The organism is Acidiphilium iwatense, assembly GCF_021556475.1.
GTDB lineage: Bacteria > Pseudomonadota > Alphaproteobacteria > Acetobacterales > Acetobacteraceae > Acidiphilium > Acidiphilium iwatense.
The window spans coordinates 1-17969 of the sequence record NZ_JAKGBZ010000023.1 but is presented as its reverse complement, the minus strand read 5'-3'; the positions used below and the strand labels follow the sequence as shown (position 1 = coordinate 17969).

23 protein-coding genes are annotated in these 17969 nt (G+C 64.6%); 5 read left to right on the top strand and 18 right to left on the bottom strand.

The genetic code is table 11. From position 1 onward, the window contains the following. The first annotated feature begins 3 nt into the window (after window positions 1-3). Window positions 4-378: a hypothetical protein gene (locus L2A60_RS12260; protein ID WP_235704674.1), complete on the top strand. Its 375-nt coding sequence runs from the start codon at window positions 4-6 to the stop codon at window positions 376-378. 111 nt (window positions 379-489) lie between these two features. Here the strand turns inward: L2A60_RS12260 and L2A60_RS20895 are convergent, their stop codons facing one another. Together L2A60_RS20895 and L2A60_RS12250 are read right to left on the bottom strand one after the other, a co-directional pair. Then, window positions 490-915, bottom strand: coding sequence for a GFA family protein (locus L2A60_RS20895; protein WP_407932548.1), 426 nt, complete (start codon window positions 913-915; stop codon window positions 490-492). Window positions 916-1275: 360 nt separating this feature from the next. Then, entirely contained in the window at window positions 1276-1626 is a 351-nt protein-coding gene (locus L2A60_RS12250; protein WP_235704672.1) for a cupin domain-containing protein, read from the bottom strand. A gap of 172 nt (window positions 1627-1798) precedes the next feature. On the opposite strand from L2A60_RS12250, the gene L2A60_RS12245 reads away from it, so the two are divergent. Further along, window positions 1799-2581, top strand: a complete 783-nt coding sequence (locus L2A60_RS12245) for a class II aldolase/adducin family protein (protein WP_235704671.1) — start codon at window positions 1799-1801, stop codon at window positions 2579-2581. Here L2A60_RS12245 and L2A60_RS12240 read toward each other — a convergent pair. Beyond that, on the bottom strand, window positions 2569-3147 hold the full coding sequence (locus L2A60_RS12240) for a TetR/AcrR family transcriptional regulator (RefSeq protein ID WP_235704669.1): 579 nt from the start codon (window positions 3145-3147) through the stop codon (window positions 2569-2571). The two genes, L2A60_RS12245 and L2A60_RS12240, sit on opposite strands and share 13 nt — an antisense overlap. A gap of 47 nt (window positions 3148-3194) precedes the next feature. Here L2A60_RS12240 and L2A60_RS12235 point away from each other — a divergent pair, with 47 nt between their 5' ends. Beyond that, window positions 3195-3680: a DUF4188 domain-containing protein gene (locus L2A60_RS12235; protein WP_235704668.1), complete on the top strand. Its 486-nt coding sequence runs from the start codon at window positions 3195-3197 to the stop codon at window positions 3678-3680. Here L2A60_RS12235 and L2A60_RS12230 read toward each other — a convergent pair. From L2A60_RS12230 to petA, 7 genes are all read right to left on the bottom strand, one after another. After that, on the bottom strand, window positions 3649-5013 hold the full coding sequence (locus tag L2A60_RS12230) for a purine-cytosine permease family protein (RefSeq protein ID WP_235704667.1): 1365 nt from the start codon (window positions 5011-5013) through the stop codon (window positions 3649-3651). The two genes, L2A60_RS12235 and L2A60_RS12230, sit on opposite strands and share 32 nt — an antisense overlap. Before the next feature lie 145 nt (window positions 5014-5158). Further along, window positions 5159-5563, bottom strand: a complete 405-nt coding sequence (locus tag L2A60_RS12225) for a DUF2442 domain-containing protein (protein ID WP_235704666.1) — start codon at window positions 5561-5563, stop codon at window positions 5159-5161. Continuing rightward, on the bottom strand, window positions 5560-5799 hold the full coding sequence (locus L2A60_RS12220; RefSeq protein WP_407932547.1) for a DUF4160 domain-containing protein: 240 nt from the start codon (window positions 5797-5799) through the stop codon (window positions 5560-5562). Before L2A60_RS12220 ends, L2A60_RS12225 begins: the two co-directional genes overlap by 4 nt. Window positions 5800-5836: 37 nt before the next feature. Beyond that, entirely contained in the window at window positions 5837-6739 is a 903-nt protein-coding gene (locus L2A60_RS12210; RefSeq protein WP_235704665.1) for an S-methyl-5'-thioadenosine phosphorylase, read from the bottom strand. After that, complete coding sequence (locus L2A60_RS12205; protein WP_235704664.1) at window positions 6736-7482, bottom strand: cytochrome c1; 747 nt, start codon at window positions 7480-7482, stop codon at window positions 6736-6738. Before L2A60_RS12205 ends, L2A60_RS12210 begins: the two co-directional genes overlap by 4 nt. Further along, window positions 7482-8678, bottom strand: a complete 1197-nt coding sequence (locus L2A60_RS12200; RefSeq protein WP_235704663.1) for a cytochrome b — start codon at window positions 8676-8678, stop codon at window positions 7482-7484. The genes L2A60_RS12205 and L2A60_RS12200 overlap by 1 nt, the downstream gene beginning before the upstream one ends. A gap of 7 nt (window positions 8679-8685) precedes the next feature. Beyond that, window positions 8686-9240, bottom strand: a complete 555-nt coding sequence (petA, locus tag L2A60_RS12195) for a ubiquinol-cytochrome c reductase iron-sulfur subunit (RefSeq protein WP_235704662.1) — start codon at window positions 9238-9240, stop codon at window positions 8686-8688. A gap of 157 nt (window positions 9241-9397) precedes the next feature. Between petA and hemF the strand changes: the two genes are divergently transcribed. Beyond that, window positions 9398-10285 carry an oxygen-dependent coproporphyrinogen oxidase gene (gene hemF, locus L2A60_RS12190; RefSeq protein WP_235704660.1) on the top strand — a complete coding sequence of 296 codons (888 nt, stop codon included), beginning with the start codon at window positions 9398-9400 and terminating at the stop codon, window positions 10283-10285. Between the two features lie 67 nt (window positions 10286-10352). On the opposite strand, the gene L2A60_RS12185 is transcribed toward hemF, so the two are convergent. Beyond that, a complete protein-coding gene (locus tag L2A60_RS12185) occupies window positions 10353-11294 on the bottom strand; it encodes a LysR family transcriptional regulator (RefSeq protein ID WP_329603571.1) in 942 nt (313 codons plus the stop codon). A 162-nt stretch (window positions 11295-11456) separates the two neighbouring features. On the opposite strand from L2A60_RS12185, the gene L2A60_RS12180 reads away from it, so the two are divergent. After that, window positions 11457-12353 carry a GntR family transcriptional regulator gene (locus L2A60_RS12180; protein WP_235704659.1) on the top strand — a complete coding sequence of 299 codons (897 nt, stop codon included), beginning with the start codon at window positions 11457-11459 and terminating at the stop codon, window positions 12351-12353. Between the two features lie 199 nt (window positions 12354-12552). Here the strand turns inward: L2A60_RS12180 and L2A60_RS12175 are convergent, their stop codons facing one another. From L2A60_RS12175 to L2A60_RS12145, 7 genes are all read right to left on the bottom strand, one after another. Continuing rightward, a complete protein-coding gene (locus L2A60_RS12175) occupies window positions 12553-13044 on the bottom strand; it encodes an ArsI/CadI family heavy metal resistance metalloenzyme (RefSeq protein WP_235704658.1) in 492 nt (163 codons plus the stop codon). Continuing rightward, the gene (locus L2A60_RS12170) at window positions 13041-13421 is read right to left on the bottom strand and encodes an ArsR/SmtB family transcription factor (protein ID WP_235704657.1); all 381 of its coding nucleotides are present in this window, start codon (window positions 13419-13421) and stop codon (window positions 13041-13043) included. Before L2A60_RS12170 ends, L2A60_RS12175 begins: the two co-directional genes overlap by 4 nt. A 62-nt stretch (window positions 13422-13483) precedes the next feature. Beyond that, window positions 13484-14977 carry a carboxypeptidase M32 gene (locus tag L2A60_RS12165; protein WP_235704656.1) on the bottom strand — a complete coding sequence of 498 codons (1494 nt, stop codon included), beginning with the start codon at window positions 14975-14977 and terminating at the stop codon, window positions 13484-13486. Continuing rightward, on the bottom strand, window positions 14974-15690 hold the full coding sequence (locus L2A60_RS12160; RefSeq protein ID WP_235704655.1) for an SURF1 family protein: 717 nt from the start codon (window positions 15688-15690) through the stop codon (window positions 14974-14976). The genes L2A60_RS12165 and L2A60_RS12160 overlap by 4 nt, the downstream gene beginning before the upstream one ends. Before the next feature lie 163 nt (window positions 15691-15853). Next, entirely contained in the window at window positions 15854-16705 is an 852-nt protein-coding gene (locus L2A60_RS12155) for a cytochrome c oxidase subunit 3 (RefSeq protein ID WP_235704653.1), read from the bottom strand. A gap of 34 nt (window positions 16706-16739) precedes the next feature. Beyond that, window positions 16740-16907: a hypothetical protein gene (locus L2A60_RS12150; RefSeq protein WP_235704651.1), complete on the bottom strand. Its 168-nt coding sequence runs from the start codon at window positions 16905-16907 to the stop codon at window positions 16740-16742. After that, entirely contained in the window at window positions 16904-17863 is a 960-nt protein-coding gene (locus L2A60_RS12145) for a heme o synthase (RefSeq protein WP_235704650.1), read from the bottom strand. The genes L2A60_RS12150 and L2A60_RS12145 overlap by 4 nt, the downstream gene beginning before the upstream one ends. Between the last annotated feature and the right edge of the window lie 106 nt (window positions 17864-17969).

The following is a 17969-nucleotide window of genomic DNA, read 5'->3' as shown; positions in this document are numbered from 1 at the left end:
ATCATGCGTAAGCTGATCCTGACAGCCCCGCTCGCCGCCGCGGCGCTTGCCGGGTGTGCGACCGGGCCGAGCCTGTCCGAACGGATGTCCGCCTATGTCGGGCGGCCGGAATCCGCCCTGGTCGCCGGGCTCGGCGTGCCGAACCGGCGCATCGACGTCGCCGGCGTCACCTATTTCGCCTATGTTCACCGGCATTTCCACTATTCGTCCGGCTCGTACGGCATGGGCCCGTTCTTCTATCCGGTCGGCGGATTCTACGGCCCGTTCTATGGCGATGGCGGTTTCCCCGCCACGGCCTATACCAGCAGTTGCACCACCACCTTCGCGCTGAAGAACAACATCGTGCAGTCCTTCATGCTGCGCGGCAACGACTGCTGATCCTGCCCCCCAGGCCGTCATTGCGAACCGAAGGCGAAGCAATCCAGTGATCGGAAAGACTGGTTTGCTTCCTCCTCGCATTGGCGGGAGAACCGCCCCTGATTGGGAATCCTAATGCCGGGGGATGGCAGCGGGCTGGCCGTCACAGTTCGGAAGTTCTGAATCGACAAAGCCCCAGGAAGGCGAAGATGCCGTCCAGATAAAATTCTCCGGCCGCCCGATCTCCGGGTCGTCCAACGCACCGACTCGGACCACGATCAGGTTCGGCCGGGATAGCGACTCGCTGAACAATGGCGTCCCGCATCTGGGGCAAAAACGCCGGCGCATGACATTGCCGCTATCTGCCCTGCTGACGTATTCGCTGACCTCGCCGGTGATTTCGAAGGCCTCGGTTTTGAATATCGCGTTGATCGACGCATTGCCCGAGGACAGGTATTGGCAATCCCTGCACCAACAGGCGCGCACGGCGACTGGCCTTTTTTCGGATTGGAACCGGACCACTCCGCAGAAGCATCGCCCGGTAACGAATGTCGCCATTTTGCCCCGCCTTCATGTATTTCCGCGCAAATTAAAGAGGATATCGGCCGGCGCAGCAACCTTATCGCGCATAGGGTCACTGTCGGTTTGAAAGCAGCGACCGGAACCTGCGTGGTCCTGGATCGGCAGAAGCCGTGTTGTTCGAAGGCGCTGGCATAGCGGTCGAACTTCGCATCGCTTTCGGTGCGGTTCAAAGGGCCGCCAAAATCCTCCATTACGTCGGGATCGGCGTTCATCGCCGCGAACGCTTCCCGATCCGAGTCCCGCCAGTCGCGCTAGATCAGACGGCCGGTGTGGAGAACGTGGCCGCTTTTGCTCATCCCGTCCCCCAATCACGGAAAACCCGGCATAGCCGCGACATCAGATCGTTTCCTTCGCGACCGCGGTTGCCGCATCGCCGGTGTTCGGCGTCCCGGCCGGCTCGATCAGCAACAGATGAACCTCATCCCTGGCGACCGGACAATGCTCGACCCCTTTCGGCACGACATAAAGATCGCCAGGCCCAAGATGCACATCGTCATCCCGGAGCCTGATGGTCAGATTTCCCTTCAGGACCAGGAAGAAATCATCGGTATCCGGGTGGGAATGCCAGACGAACTCGCCCTTGAGCTTGACCACCATGACGTCATGGCCGTTGAACGAGTTGACGATCTTCGGCGACCAAAGCTCGGAAAACAGAGCCAGTTTTGCTTCCAGGTTGATGGCTGCCATTGCTCCGGTTCCCCGCACCCGCATTCGGCGGCATTCGGAAAATCATACGAACAAGGCTGCCGATCCGCAACATGTCCGAACGTCACCGCCCGAAACCGGCATAACTCCCGGCCCGATGCTTGACGCAAACGGCAATCGGTCCGAGCATCGGATAAAATAGGAGGACCGGACCATGAACGTCACCACCAAAATCGCCCCGCCGCCGGGCATCGATGCCGCCGAATGGCAGATCCGCTGCGACCTCGCCGCCCTCTACCGGCTGGTCGCGCATTTCCGCATGACCGATTTCATCTACACCCATATCAGCGCGCGCCTGCCCGGCCCGGACCACCATTTCCTGATCAACGATTACGGCGTGATGTTCCACGAAATGCGCGCCTCCGACCTGGTGAAAATCGACCTCGCCGGCAATCGCGTCGAAACCCCAGCGCAGACCGGCAAAACCGTCAATCAGGCCGGCTTCACCATCCATTCGGCGATCCACATGGCCCGCCCCGACCTGATGTGCGTCGTCCACACCCACACCTCGGCCGGCATCGCCGTCGCGGCGCAGGAACAGGGGCTGCTGCCGATCAGCCAGCACGCGATGAAATTCTACGGCTGCCTGTCCTATCACGGCTATGAGGGCATCGCGCTCGATCTCGACGAACGCGAACGCATCGTGTCCGATCTCGGCCAGAACAAGGCGATGATCCTGCGCAACCATGGGCTGCTGGTCGGCGGGCGGACAATCCAGGAAGCGTTCCACGAGATTTATTTCCTCGAACGCGCCTGCCAGGCCCAGGTCGCGGCGCTGTCGGGCGGCGCCAAATTGGTCATCCCGCCGCGCGAGGTCTGCGAACACACCGCCGCCCAGTTCCGCATGGACGAGGCGATGCGCATGGCGCATTACGAAATGGCGTGGCAATCCGCGCTTCGCCTGGTCGAGGACGGCCCCACCGACTACCGAAGCTGACCGATCCTCAACCGTTCGCCGATCCGCGCCGCGAGTTCGGCGGGGTCGGCGGCGGTAATCTGACCATCGACGATCAGGCAGGCCAGCCCATGAACGATCGACCATGCCGCCAGCGTCACCGTCTCCGCATCCGCCTCACCGGCCAGCGCCGCAACCCGTGACGCCAGAATGCCGAACGCCGCCCTGGCCGCCTCGCTCAGCGTGTCGTCCCCGCATGGCTTCGCCGCGCCGAACATCAGCCGGAACAAGGCCGGCTCGGCGACCGCGAATTCCACATAAGCCACACCCTGCGCCCGCAGCGCCGCAACCCCCTCACCGGCTTGGTCCGCCGCCGCGAGGGCGGCGCCAAACCGGCTGAAACCCTCCGCCGCGATCGCGGCCAGCAGCGCCTCCTTATCGGCGAAATGCCGATAGGTCGCCGTCGCCGACACCCCCGCCGCGCGCGCGGCCCCCCGCAAGGTCAGCGCCGCGACCCCGCCGCCGCGCAGCAGCGACATCCCTGCCTCGATCAGGGAATTGCGCAAATCACCATGATGATACGGCATGAGCGCTTTTGATGTTGACATTGTTAACTTTGGCCCTATGTTTACGTCGTCAACATGGAGATGCCACCATGCCGCCCAGCATGCAACCCGTCGCCGTCGATCTCACCGCCTATCCCGATCTCACCGTGGTCTATCTCGGCATGAAGATCACCCGGCTCGCCGGCATCCGCACCCTGCTCGGCTTCGGCCGGCCGCTCGCTGCCCTCGCCCGCGACAAGCCGGACGGCCTGCTTCACCACGAAAATTTCCTCTGGCAGATCGACCATGTCGGCATCCGCCAGTACTGGCGCGATTTCGAATCGCTGGAGCGCTTCACCCGTGCCGATCCGCATAAAACCTGGTGGTCGGATTTCCTCGGCAATCCGCGCGGCACCGCCTTCTGGCACGAAACCTACCGCAAATCCGGCGGCATGGAGGCGATCTATCTCGGCGTGCCGAAGCCGATCGGCTTCGCCACCTTCGCCCCGCATCGCGACCGCGCGGGCGGCTTCGCCACCGCGCGCAAACGGCTCGACGCCGATATCACACCCGCATCGCCTCGTGCGGCCGATTGAACCGCGCGGCGGTCTCGTCCGAGGTGGTCAGCGCCAGATAGACCACGCCGGCCACCACCGCCGAGATGAGGAACGAAATATCGCCGAAGCCGGGATGGGTCGCGGCGAAGGCGCCGACGAACAGCGGATACTGGTTGAAGAACGGCACGCTCGCCGCGATCCCGACGATCCAGGCGACGAACCCGGCACTCACCGCGCCGAGCCGCGAATGGCGCCGCGTGGCATGGCCGAGCAGCATCACCACCACCCAGGGCGCGGTCCAGTAGCCGAGGAAAAACAAAAAATCCTCGTAATTCTTGATGAAATTGGTGGCCGCCAGCACCGAGATCACCGTGCCGATCCCGCCGCAGATCAGCGCTGCCTGCGACTGTTTCAGCCTGATCCCCAGTGCCAGCGACGACAAGGTCGCCGAATAGATGTTCAGGATATTCGCGCTCACCGTGCCGATCACGATGGCGATGATCAGCGGCGCATGAAACCAGTGCGGCATCCATGCGGTGAACAGGTCGGACGGCTTGCTCAACGTCACGGTCGCGCCGATGACAGCACCCAGCACCTCCATCCAGATGCAGGAAATCAGCGTGCCCCAGAACGCGTTGGCGAACACCGCGCGCTTGGTCGCCGCCGCCTCGCCCTGATGGTTGAGATAGCGCGTGTAATCCGACGAATAGGGAATCCAGCCCAGCACATAGGCCACCACGATCGAGGTGGTCAGGATGAACGCACCCGACCTGCCGCCGACATTTTTCAAAAGCTTGGGGTTCGCCGCCGGCAGATGGCCGATATGGCCGGCGGCGATCACGCTGAGCACCAGGAAAATCGCGACCAGGAGATAGAAGAAATATCGCTCCGCCGCATGGATCAGGTCGTGCCCGACCGTGGCGATCGCGACCTGAACCACGCACAGCACCACGATATTGCCGATCAGGCTGGTGCCGAGCATGTATTGCAGGGCATAGCCACCGATGATGGTGTTCACCCCGAACCAGGAAAACCCGCCGAAAAAATTCAGGAACGACGGCAGCTTGTTGCCGCGCCGGCCGAACCAGGCCGCACCCTGGATCATCTGCGGCAAGCCGTATTCCACCCCAAGCGTCGAGAACACCGCGAGCAGCACGGCACCGATCACGTTGCCCAGAATGATCGCCGCGATCGCATCGCTCGCCGAAAGGCCGAACGCGCCGGTCGCCAGCGCGCCGGTGGTGATCGTCGCGAATTCGACATTCGCCGCCATCCACAACCCGAACAGGGCGCGTGGCCTGCCATGCGACTCCGCCACCGTCACCGGGGCGATCCCCTTGGTCTCGATTGTCAGAGGCGCGGCTTCGGCCATTGTTTTGCTCCAGGGTTCACGACACGGACACCGATTCGGCTCAGCAAGACTCATGCCGGAATCAGGCCCGCGACTCAAACGAAATCGCTTCCGAAACCATCATCCTCCGCCCGCGAAAGCGGCAGGCATGACGCTCTCGCCCGCTCTACCCGTTTGCCAATTTGCGCGGCCGGCCACCCTTGCGGCCGTTTTCCCGCGCAGCCGCACCCTTGGCATGCGACCGTGACCTTCCGCCCGTACCGCCAAGCTGGCGCGCCATCCAACTCCTGGACCCAAACATGCCCTGTAGCAGGGCCGGCACATACAAGTCGGCGTCGATAGCCGGCCAGTGCAGACCATCCCCGGCGGGGCTGATCTCGATATTGCCCAGCTCCTCCGGCGTCGCCTGCTCCAGCCCCTGTGCGAGACGCGGCGGAAACGTCAGCTCCAAACCATTATCCAACCCGATCACTACCCGCGACACACGCCGGTCAAACCGCGCCCGCACCGCGCGAGGCTGGTCTTTCATCTCTGCTTCAGCCACAACCCGGTCACGATCAGTAATCGTCATGAATCCGCTCCCATCCACCACAAAGCGCTGCCAGACTGGCAGCAAGCGCCGAAGCGATGCGGTTCAGTTCGGCCGTGGAAAACCCGAAACTCCCGCGCAGGCTCGGCGGTCCATTCGGACAGTTCAAAATAAACACCGCCTCGGTTTCCGTACCGAGTAACATGAACATGCGGCGGCCGATGGTCGTTTGGATACACAACGACCCGCAGCCCACCGATCCGCAGGACCGTTGGCATCTATATCAAAAACCCAAGCACTTGGGAAGGCGCTTAATCAGTCGCCCAGGACCCGCCCCGCCACGGCATCGAGCCGCGCCACCAGATCGGGGTCGCGCGCACCCTCGGCAGTGATGATCGCGTGATCCAGCGCATGGTCGCATCCCGCCGGGCAATCATGCCGCTCGCCGCCATGCGCCTGACCGCCAAGCCTGGGCACCACCGCGCGCACCAGCGCCCGCACGCGATCGGCATTGCCGTGCAGAACTTTCACCACCTGCTCCACCGTCACCGCGTCGTGGTCGTCGTGCCAGCAATCGTAGTCGGTCACCATGGCGACGGTCGCGTAGCAAAGCTCCGCCTCGCGCGCGAGTTTCGCTTCCGGCATGTTGGTCATGCCGATCACCGAACAGCCCCAGCTCCGGTACAGGTTGCTCTCCGCGCGCGTCGAGAATTGCGGCCCCTCCATCGCGAGATAGGTCCCGCCGCGCGTCACCGGCACATCGAGCCCGCGCGCCGCCGCTTCCAGCGCGTCGCCCAGCCGCGAACACACCGGATCGGCCATCGACACATGAGCGACACAACCCGCGCCGAAGAAGCTCTTCGGCCGCGCGAAGGTTCGGTCGATGAACTGATCGACGATCACGAAATGCCCCGGCGGCAAATCCGCCCGCAGACTGCCCACCGCCGAGAGCGCGAGCACATCGGTCACCCCGACGCGCTTCAGCGCGTCGATATTCGCCCGGTAATTCAAATCGGTCGGCGATATTCTGTGCTCTCGTCCATGACGCGGCAGAAACACCACCGAAACCCCGTCCAGCGTACCGAACAGCAACTCGTCGGACGTCTCGCCCCAGGGCGTCGAAACCCGTTCCCAGCGTTTGTCCTCAAGCCCCGCGATATCGTAGAGGCCCGATCCGCCGATGATGCCGATCAGCGGCTTGCGCCCCGCGTCGCTCATGTCCGCCGTCCCGCCCTGATCGCGAACCCGCCGAGCGCGCCCAGGATCAGCAGAAAAATAATGATCCGCAGCCCCACCGCCTTGCGCTGGTCGAGCGTCGGGTCGGCCGTCCAGGCGAGAAACTCCGCCACGTCATGCGCCATTGCCTGAACGTCCGGCTTCTTGCCGTCGGCCAGGGTGACCGAGCCGGGCTTGAGCGGCGGCGCCATCGCGATCAGCCCGCCCGGATAGGCGATGTTGTAGAAATGATGCGGCGGCATCGTCACGTTCGGCGGTGCGGCCCGGTACCCCATCAGGAGAGAAAAAACGAAATCCGCGCCGTCCCGATGGCCCCGCTCGATCAGCGACAGATCGGGCGGGATCGCGCCGTGAAACTTTTTCTCCGCCGCCGCTTCGTCCGGGAACGGCGATTTGAACGCATCGCGCGCCATCGCCGGCGCCAGCACGGGCTTGCCCGCCGGATCGACGCCCTTTTGCACCTTGATGTGCGACACGATGGCCGCGATATCCTGCGGGCTCAGGCCGAGATGCGCGAGATCGCGGTAATGCACCAGGCTCAGCCCGTGGCAGCTCGCGCAATCGGCCTGATAGACGGCAAAACCAACCTGCAGGCTCGCCTTGTTGTAGGTGCCGAACAGCGACTGAAACCGGAAGCTCTGCGGCGTCCGCGTCTCGGCGCGGGCGGATTGCCCAAGGCCGAGCGCGGTCAGCGCAACGGCGGCGGCGAACAACAGGCGGCGCATCAGGCGGTCCTCCTGGCGATGCGCGCCGGCACCGGATGCGCGCGCTCCAGCATGGTCACCAGCGGCGTGATGACGATGAAATGGACGAAAACATAGATCGTGGCGATATCGATCACCGCCGGCCAGATCCCGGTCGCCGGCTGCGCCGCCGCCACCGACAGCACCACCCAGTCGATCGCCAGGACGATCACGAATCCGGCATAGAGCGGCCGGTAGCGCCCGCTCGCCACGATCCCTTGATCCAGCCAGGGCAGCGCGCCCAGCAGCACGAGTGCCGCGACCGTCAGCAGCGTCCCGCCGCCCGCGCTCTGCCCGGCCCGCGCCAAACCGTGAAACCCGAGCAGATACCAGGGCGGCACCGGCTGCACCGGCATCGCCATCGGCGAGGTCAGGCTCATTCCCGCCGGCTGGCCCAGCCCCGGTGCGAAGGCGACGATCACCGCGAAAATCAGCGCGAAAATCATGAAGGCGGTGAACAATTTTCCGGCATAGGCCGATTGCGGCACCATGTCGCGCGGGTCGGGCACGGCGATTCCGTCGGGATTGGCCGGCGGTGCCGCGCGCGATGCCATAAAGCCGAGCAGCGCGATCAGCAGCACCAGAAACCCGATCGTCTCATGTGCCATCGCGAGGCGCGGCGCGGTCGCCGACCCGACCATGAAACCGCCGAGAAACCAGTGCGCCAGCGCCGAACCGAACAGCGGAATCGCGGCGATATGCGCCGCCATGATCGTCACCGCCGCATCGGCCACCGCCCCGCCGGTCATCGCGAACCCGAAAAACCCGACCGCCAGAAACGCGAAGAACCGCACCACCTCGATGATCCAGGCAAGTTCCCGCCTATTGCGGTAGCTGCCGTAATAAATCCCCCGAAACAGCTCGATGAACACCACGCCGAACAGCATGGTCGCCCCGTCGCGGTGCAGATCGCGGATCAGCCAGCCGAAATTCACCGCGCGCGTATAGCGCTCGATCGACAAGGCCGCCCCCTGCGTGGTCGGCACATAGGCAAACCCGAGCCAGATCCCGCTCAGCGTCAGCACCCCCAGCGCCACCGCGACCAGCACGCCGAACGACCAAACCAGGGTCAGGTTGGCAGGCACCAGATGATCGCGCCACTGCGTGCGCCAGACGGCGCAAAGCGGCAGGCGGGTCTCCAGCCAGCCTGGCGCCGCTTCGGATTCGGATTTGTCCATGATCACCTCAACCGAGCCGGATCAGCGTATCGGACACGAACCGATACGGCGGGATCGCCAGATTTTGCCGCGCCGGGCCGCGCCGCACCCGGCCCACCGCGTCGAACGCGGCGCCATGGCACGGGCAGAGCCAGCCATCATACGGCCCGCGCGGGTCGGACGCCTTGTTGCCGACCGGAATACAGCCGCGATGCGGGCAGATGCCGATCACCACCGCATATTGATGGTGCCCCGGCCTGACCCGCTGCTTGACCGGCACCGGATCGAGCAGATCCTTCATCGGCGTCGCCTCGACCGCGCTCACCTGTTCGGCGGTCAGATGCCGGATGAACACCGGCTTGCCGCGCCAGCGGAGCGAAATTCCCGAATTCGGCTCGATCGGCGCCAGATCGACATCGAACACCGACTGGTCGCGCGCCGCTTCGCCGGGCTCCAGCGCCGCGCCGAACGACCACACGATCGCCCCGGCGCCCACGGCGGCGGTCGCACCGAACAGGATTTTCAGGAAATCGCGCCGCTCTTCGCCCTCATGCGCGCCTGAGGTCGCACCGTTCTCAGCCATCCCGCCTCCGGTCTCTCGAAGCCCTGGTTTCGCATGACCGGAAAATGAGGAAATTTCAACCCCGCCGCTCATCCCTCTCCGCCGTCATCGCGAACCGCAAAGCGGTGAAACGATCCATCTCGATGCATCCGCGAACGAATCGGCTATAGAACCGCCCATGACCGAACCGACCGCCATCCCCCACGACGCCCTCAAGCCCCGCGCCACGGCGTGGTTCGCCGAATTGCGCGACCGCATCTGCTTGGAATTCGAGAAAATCGAGGACGAGTATCGGGAGACCGACCATCCTCCTTGCCGGTTCGTCCGCACCGAATGGACCCGCGCCGACGATGGCAAGAACCATCTGGAAGGCGGCGGGGCGATGAGCGTGATGCGCGGCCGGGTATTCGAGAAGGTCGGGGTCAACATCTCGGTGGTGAGCGGCACGTTCAGCCCCGAATTCAGCCAAAATATCCACGGCGCGGCGGACGATCCGCGCTTCTGGGCGGCGGGGATCAGCCTGGTCGCGCATCTCCGCAGCCCGCGCGTGCCGGCGGCGCACATGAACACCCGCATGATCGTCACCACCAAGGGCTGGTTCGGCGGCGGCGGCGATCTCACCCCACTGCAACCCGGCACCGAGGCGGCGGCGGAAGACGCGGCCAGTTTCCACGCCGCGTTCAAGCATGCTTGCGACTCGTACGATCCAGATTATTATCTCCGTTTCAAAAAATGGTGCGACGAGTATTTTTATTTACCCCACCGCGACGAAACCCGTGGCGCGGGCGGGATTTTCTACGATCATCTCGACAGCGGCGACCAGGAGGCGGATTTTGCCTTCACCCGCGATGTCGGCCTCGCCTTCCTGGATTGCTACCCCGCGATCGTCCGCCGCCGGATGACCGAGCCCTGGACCGAGGCGGAACGCGAAGCCCAGTTGATCCGCCGCGGCCGCTACGTCGAATTCAACCTGCTGTACGATCGCGGCACCACCTTCGGCCTGAAAACCGGCGGCAATACCGAGGCGATCCTGATGAGTCTGCCCCCCGAAGTGAAATGGCCGTAAAATAGGACAGGATCGGTATGCTTTGTTTCACGTGAAACAAATGGCAGTTGTTCTGACGTAAGGTTATTTATACTCGCGTTTCCGCCTCGCGCAGCATCCCGAGCAGGGCGGCGACCGCGCGCGAGCGATAGCGATCGACATGCTGCACCGCGTAATAGGGCCGGCTCTGCACCGGCAGCTCGACCCTGGCCAGCCGCCCCGAGGCGATGCTATCGGCGCACACGCTCTCCGACAGCACGGTCGCTCCCGCCCCGCCGATCACCGCCGCGAGCACCGCCTCGTTCGATGGCAGTTCGATCGCGATATCGAGCTGCGCATAGGGCACGCCGAGCGCCGCGATCGCGTCGATGAACACCGCGCGGGTGCCTGAGCCGTCCTCGCGCAGCACCCAGCGCCCGGCGGCGAGATCGCGCGCGCCCAGACCGTTCCGCCCGGCCCATGGATGCCCGGAAGCGACCACCAGAACCAACCGGTCCTGTGCGATCAGCTCGGCGGCGATCAGCGGGTTGTTCAGGCTCTCACCCGGCCCTTCGACGAAGCCGAGCTCGACCGATCCCTCGATGATCGCCTGCGCCACCTGCGCCGAATTGCCGACCGACACCGCGAGATTGACCCCCGGATAGGCGCGATGAAACGCGACCAGATGCAGCGGCAGGAAATGATTGGCGATGGTCTGGCTCGCCTTGATCGCGAGCCGCCCGCGCGCGAGGCCGGACAATTCGCGCATCGCCGCCGAAGCCGCCTCGGCGCGCTTGAGGATCGCCCGCGCCTCGCCGAGAAACACCCGCCCGGCCTCGGTCAGGGCGATGCCGCGCCCGACCCGGTGGAACAATTTGGTGCCGAATTCGCGCTCCAGCGCCGCGATCGCGCCGGACGCGGCAGACTGGGTCAGATCAAGCGCCTCGGCCGCGCGGGTCACGTGCTCGCGCTCGGCCACCGCGACGAAAATCCGCAACTGCTCCAGCGTCATGATGTTCCGGTAGAGCCTGTCTTGCGTCCCGGCAAGCATGGAAGCGGGTCGCGTCCGTCACTATTCGTTTTTGCGAATAAATACTGGTCCCGGATGGCGGAACTGGCTAAATGGATGATGCTCGTAACGGGCCGATAATAATAGGAGAACGTCTTGAGAAATTTGCCCCTGCTCCGCCGGATCGCCGGGCGACCCTGACCCATGGCCAAGCCGAACACCCTGCTCAAACGCACGAGCAATGCCCTGCTCGACCATATCGCCACGATGAACGGCACGATACTCGCGTCGGACAGCGCGCTGGCCCGGCAATTCAATGTCAGCCGCACCACCATCCGCAACGCGATCGAGCGTTTCGTCGGCACCGGCATCCTGGCGCGCGGCGAGACCGGCTTCGCCGTGCGGCGAAAACCTCAACAAGGCGACTACTTCGCCGAAACCGAAACCGACGGGCCGCAGGAACTGATCGAGCGGGAATTCATGCAGCGCGTGCTGCTGGGCGACTGGCGCCCCGGCCACGTGTTCTCCGAAGCCGAGCTCGCGCGCGAGAGCAATGCCAGCACCGTCTCGGTGCGGGAATTCCTGATCGGCTTCTCCCGCTTCGGGCTCATCGCGAAACAGCCGCGCGGCGGCTGGACCCTGCGCGAATTCCATGCCGGTTTCGCCGCCGAGGTGGCCGACATGCGCGAACTGATCGAAATGGCGGCGATCGCGCGCATTCCGCGCGCGCCGGACCCGGCCTTCCGCGCGGCGACCGAGGCGCTGATCGAGCGCCATCGCGCGATCGAGGCTGCCCTGACCAGCCGTTATTCCGAATTCCCCGCGCTCGACCGGGATTTTCACCTGTGGATCATCGGCAGGCTGAAGAACCGCTTCGCCCATGATTTCTTCGACATCGTCTCCTTCCTGTTCCACTACCATTACCAGTGGGACAAGCATCAGGAGATCGAGCGCAGCAAGGTCGCGATCGCCGAACATCTCGCGGTGCTGAACGCGCTGCTCGCCGGCCGCGCGGACGCGGCGAAACGCGCTCTCGCCGCCCATCTCGCCACCTCCCGCCGCTCGCTCCAGGCGGGACTGCGCCGCCACGAGGCCGCGTGATTTTTTGCCCCAGCCGCCGGAGAACGCCCTCCCCGCCGATCTCAATCACTCGAACTGTCGAGGAGAATGATCAGCAATACAAAAGCGAGGCAAATCGTCGTGAGAACGACGAACCCTTGATAACATCGCAGATCAACCCACGGCAGGTCGCGCGCTAACGTTCCCGTGCAGAATGACGAGCCGGAAATCGGCTGCGGCATCATGCGTCAGCTTGACGGTTCGCGGTTTCCTGCTTCGATGCGCAGCAAGAATCGTTCGACGTCTTCGGTAAAGCGCTGGACTCTACCGCCACTCGAATGGATTCGGGATCAGGATCATTCCCATAGGTCGTGCTGTCGCCATAGGTGCGAAAGGTCTCCCACCGAAGACCCTGCGGATCGGAAATCCAAGCCTTTTCCGACCGGGCGTAGCAGCAAATCGTCTGCCCTTCTTCGAACACGGGTCTCTCGGCGTGCTGAAGCCGGGCATAGACCTCCTGTAATTCCTCTGGCGTCTCCACCTGGATGCCCAGATGATTGAGGCCGGTTCGGCTGCCGCGTGTTGAAATCGCGAAGTTGGCGCGCGGGTCATCGAGCATCCACTTCGCATAATCGGATTTCACAACCACCGGCTCAGTCGCAAAAACCGCACTGTAGAACCGGATGGATGCGGCAAGATTATCAACGGACACATGAACGTGCAAGCGCTTCATGGCTTTACCTCTTTTCCGATGTTGGCCGAAGATTCGATGGTCCCGCTCCCTGGCCCGCCCAACGCGCCGTGGCAGCACGCTTCCCGTCCATCCCCCAAACGGCAGCAGTTCTCGGCCAGGTAATCCATCAGGCCGGTCATCGCGGGATAATTGACTGCATAAATCAGCGAGCGGCTTTTTCGATGAAAGCTGATCAGCCCCGCTTGCTTCAGTTGGGCAAGATGGAAAGACAGAGTAGCCGACGGCAACCCGAGCCGTTCTCCGATCTGCCCGACGGGAAGTCCTCCATGTCCCGCCTGCACCAGAAGGCGGAAGATATCGAGCCGGGTTTCCTGCGCGAGTGCCGCGAGGGTTGCCAAAGCGTGCGTTTTTTCCATATTTCCAATATATTGGAGATATGGAATTTTGTCAAGCGATCTTTGTGCGGCGGTTTTCTTTTTCACCCCACCAAATAACGCGCCGCCAGATGCGCCTCGAAATCGGCGGGGTCGAGCATCTTGCCGGTCGCTTGCCGGAGCAGCTCGTTGAAGCCGAACCGCGCACCATGGGCGTGGACATTCGCGCGCAGCCAACCCAGCAGCGGCGAGAAATCGCCCCGCGCCAGTGCCAAGTCCAAATCCGGCACCGCACGCCGCGCCGCCGCCATCAGTTGCGCCGCCGCCATCGCGCCAAGCGTATAGCTCGGGAAATAGCCGAATGTCCCGCAATACCAGTGGATGTCCTGCAGGCAGCCGCGCGCATCGTCCGGCGGGGTGATGCCGAGCAGGTCGCGCATCCCTTGGTTCCACGCCTCGGGCAGATCGGCCACCGCGAGATCGCCGGCGATCATCGCCGCCTCCAGCCGGAACCGCAGAATGACATGGGCCGGATAGGTCAGTTCGTCGGCCTCGACGCGGATGCAACTGCGCGTCACATGGCGCAGCCGCGCACTCAACCGGGGCAGCGAAAAATCCGCCGCATCCTGGCCGAACGCCTCGGCGAGCATCGGGCCGAGAAAACCGAGATACGCATCCGACCGCGCCGCCTGCATCTCGACGATCAGCGACTGGCTTTCATGCGCCGCCATACCGGCGGCGAACCCCACCGGCTGGCGCGCGAACCCGCGCGGCAGGCCCGCTTCATACAAGGCGTGACCGGTTTCGTGCAGAACACCCATCAGGGCGGAGCAAAAATCGGCTTCGTCATAGCGGGTGGTGATGCGGATATCGCTCGGCGTGCCGCCGCAGAACGGATGGGTCGAGCGGTCGAGTCTTGCCTGCGCGAAATCGAGCCCGGCCTCGGCCGCGAGCCGGCGGCACAGCGCCTCCTGCACCGATTCGGCAAAGGGCGCCGCACCCGGCAGCGCGGCGTCGCGCTTTGCCTGCAACGCCTCGGCGCGTGGCAGCGCCTCGCGCAGAAACGCCTCGTAGCGCGCGAAAACCGGCGCGATCTCGCCGGCGAGCACGCCTTGCTGATGCTGGTCGATCAGCGCGTCATACGGCGCCAGCCCGAACGCCGCGCCGAGCGCCGAAGCCTGCACGCGCACCAGCGCGAGCAGCTCGCCGAGCGGCCCTGCCACCATCGCGAAATCGCCCGCCTTGCGCGCCGCGCGCCAGATTTTCTCGCAAGTCGAGGATTGCCGCGCCAGCGCCTCGACCAGCTCGCCCGGTACCGCCGTCGCCTGGCGATGCGCGCGGCGCATCAGCGCGAGGTTGCGCCGCGCCGCATCATCCGCGGGAGGCGCGGCTTCGGCGACGGCGAGATCGGCGGCGACCTCCGGTTCCACCAGCATTCCGTGCGCGATGCCGGACAATGTGGCGAGCTGATCCGCCCGCGCCTCGGCGCCGCCATCCGGCATCACCGCCGCCTCGTCCCAGCCGAGCATCGCAACGGCCTCCTCGACCGTCGCCATCCGGGCGAAGCGCCGGGTCAGGCGGTCATAGGCGTCGGTCATGAACTCTCTCCAAGCTGTTTGCGGGCGTAGAAGAAAAACTCGAACACCACGACCATGGCAAGCCCGAACCAGGTCAGTGCGTATTGCTCGGAATTGTTGGGCGGGTGCGGCAGGCGCGGCGCCGGCACCGGTCCGCCGGCAAGCGGCTTGGGCCCCACCACGATCAGGGTGAAATCGGCCACGCGATTCAAACCGAGCCCGGCGCCGATCCGCCTCGGGTCGAGCGTGTAGAAAATGCGTCCCGCCACGTTATCCTGTGCGCTGAACAGGCCGGGCTTCTGTGCCGCCTGCACGTAGCCCGAAACCTGGGTCGGTCCGGCCGGCACCGGCACCGGCTTGGGCGCCGTGCCCGGAACCCAGCCGAGATCGACCATCACCACATCGCCATTGTCGCGCCGGAACGGCATGACGAGCTGCGCGCCCCGCACCGGCCCGGCCACCGAGTTGCGCACCTGATCGCCGAAGAACGCCGCGCGACCGGCGATCCAGTGCCCGGCGATCGCGACCTTCTGATAGGGCGTGGGATGCGATGGCAGCGGCACCGGCGGGGCCAGTTGCGCCGCGTCGATCCGCCGCTGCACCCGGTCCTTGTGGTGCCAGCGATGCACCTGCCAGACCCCGAGCGCGATCAGCAGCCAGAACGAGACGAAACTGAACATCCCCATCCCGATCAGGCGCCGCCGGGGCGCGCGCGGCAGCCCCCGACCGATCACGGGACTAGTGTCCCGATTCGGAAGTTCGCTATCGTCAAACCCGCACCATACGAACTTCCGAATCGAAAGGACACTAGCAAGTATATGATTCTAGTGTGGTTTTTGGTTCTGAAGTTCCTAAAAAGCGCCGCCGCATATGCGCAAGAACTTCAGAACCACCACACTAGGCGGCGGTGATCGCGCTGCGGCCGAAATAATAGATGCAGACGAACAGGAACAGCCACACCACGTCGACGAAGTGCCAGTACCAGGCCGCCGCCTCGAAGCCGAAATGCCGCTTGACGCTGAACTGCCCCTTCACCGCACGGAAGAAATTCACGATCAGGAACGAGGTGCCGACGATCACGTGAAACCCGTGAAACCCGGTCGCGATGAAAAACACCGAGGGGAAAATCCCGCCATGATAGAAGTTGAACGGCGAGTGGGTGTATTCGTAGGTCTGTCCGGCGAGGAAGGTCAGCCCGAGCAGCACGGTGCAGGCGAGCCCCATGATGAGCCCGCGCCGGTCGTCCTCGATCAGTGCGTGATGCGCCCAGGTGATCGTGGTGCCCGACAGCAGCAGCACCATGGTGTTGAACAGCGGCACCGCGAACGGATCGATGGTGGTGATGTGCTGCGGCGGCCAGACCGCGACATGCATGTAGCCCATATGGGCCGGGAAGAAGAAGAAGTTGAAATAGGCCCAGAAAAACGAGACGAAGAACATCACCTCCGAGGTGATGAACAGCGCCATGCCGTAGCGCAGCCCGATCTGGGTGATCAGCTTGTGCAGGCCGGGGGTGCGGGTTTCCGCGATCACGTCGCGCCACCAGACATACATGGTGGTAAAGGCGCCGATCATACCCGCGATCAGGAACCAGTAATCGTTGTAGTGGGCGACGAAAATGATCCCGGTGGCGATCAGGATCGCGGAGACGGCGCCGCATACCGGCCAGATGCTGGGCTCGACCAGATGATACGGGTGCGGCACGCGCCCCGCGATCTGCCCTTCCGCCGTATGAAGTTCACCGCTCATTCCTCGATCCTCCCAGAACCGCCCAGATTTCGTTTCACCACATATGCCCGCTATGCAACAGCTTCACCACCGCGATCGCATAGATCAGCAGGCACAGCGCCACCAGCGCGCCGAGCAGCGCCCAGTTGCGTCCGCGCCGCCGGCGCACGAATTCGGCCTTCTGCTCCGGTGTCCAATGCATGTCGACGATCGGGTCGGTCATACCAGCCGGTCCAGCACCAGGGCGCCGAAAATCAGGAACAGGTACAGGATCGAGTATTTGAACGCCGCCCTGGCCGGCGCGTCGCGCGTCAGGCTGACGCCGGTGGCATCCTGTGCGTCGCGCATCACCCGCCACGCATACCAGACGAAGGCGAGGCCGAGCATCATGGCGCTCGCGCCATAGACCGGCCCGGCCAGATGCAGCACGAAAGGCAGCAGCGAAATGGGTACCAGCCACAGCGTATAGCGCATCACCGCGAGCCGGGTTTTTCGCGCCCCGGCCACCACCGGCAGCATCGGCACCCCGGCGCGCTCGTAATCGGCCGAGGCGAACAGCGAAAGCGACCAGAAATGCGGCGGCGTCCAGAAGAAAATGATCGCGAACAGCAGAACCGGCAGCAGGCCGACATGCCCGGTCACCGCCGCCCAGCCGATCACCGGCGGAAACGCGCCCGCCGCCCCGCCGATCACGATATTCTGTGGCGTCCGGCGCTTCAGCCCCATGGTGTAGACGAACACGTAAAACCCGATCGACCCCGCCAGCAGCGCCGCCGCCAGAAGGTTGGTCGCGAGCCACATCACCAGCACCGAGAAGAACGACAGCGCCACCCCGAAGCTCAGCGCGCCGCCCGGCGCGATCCGCCCGGCCGGAATCGGCCGTTTGGCGGTGCGCCGCATGATCGCGTCGATATCGCGGTCGTACCACATATTGATCGCCCCCGCCGCACCCGCCGCCACCGCGATGCACAGAATCGCGGCGAAGCCGAGCACCGGATTGATCCCGCCCGGCGCCAGCAGCAGCCCGACGATCCCGGTGAACACCACCAGAACCATCACGCGCGGCTTGAGCAGCGCGATCCAATCCGCCGTCGTCGCGCCCAGCAGCACCGAATCCGCGAGAACGGACTCGCCCGCGACAGCGCCCTGACGGAAGATGGCTGCTGGCGACGACCTCATCGGATCACCGGAACATCCTCGAAGGTGTGGTGCGGCGCGGGGGACGGCACGGTCCATTCCAGGGTCGTCGCCCCATCGCCCCAGTAATTGTCGGCCAGAGCCTGCT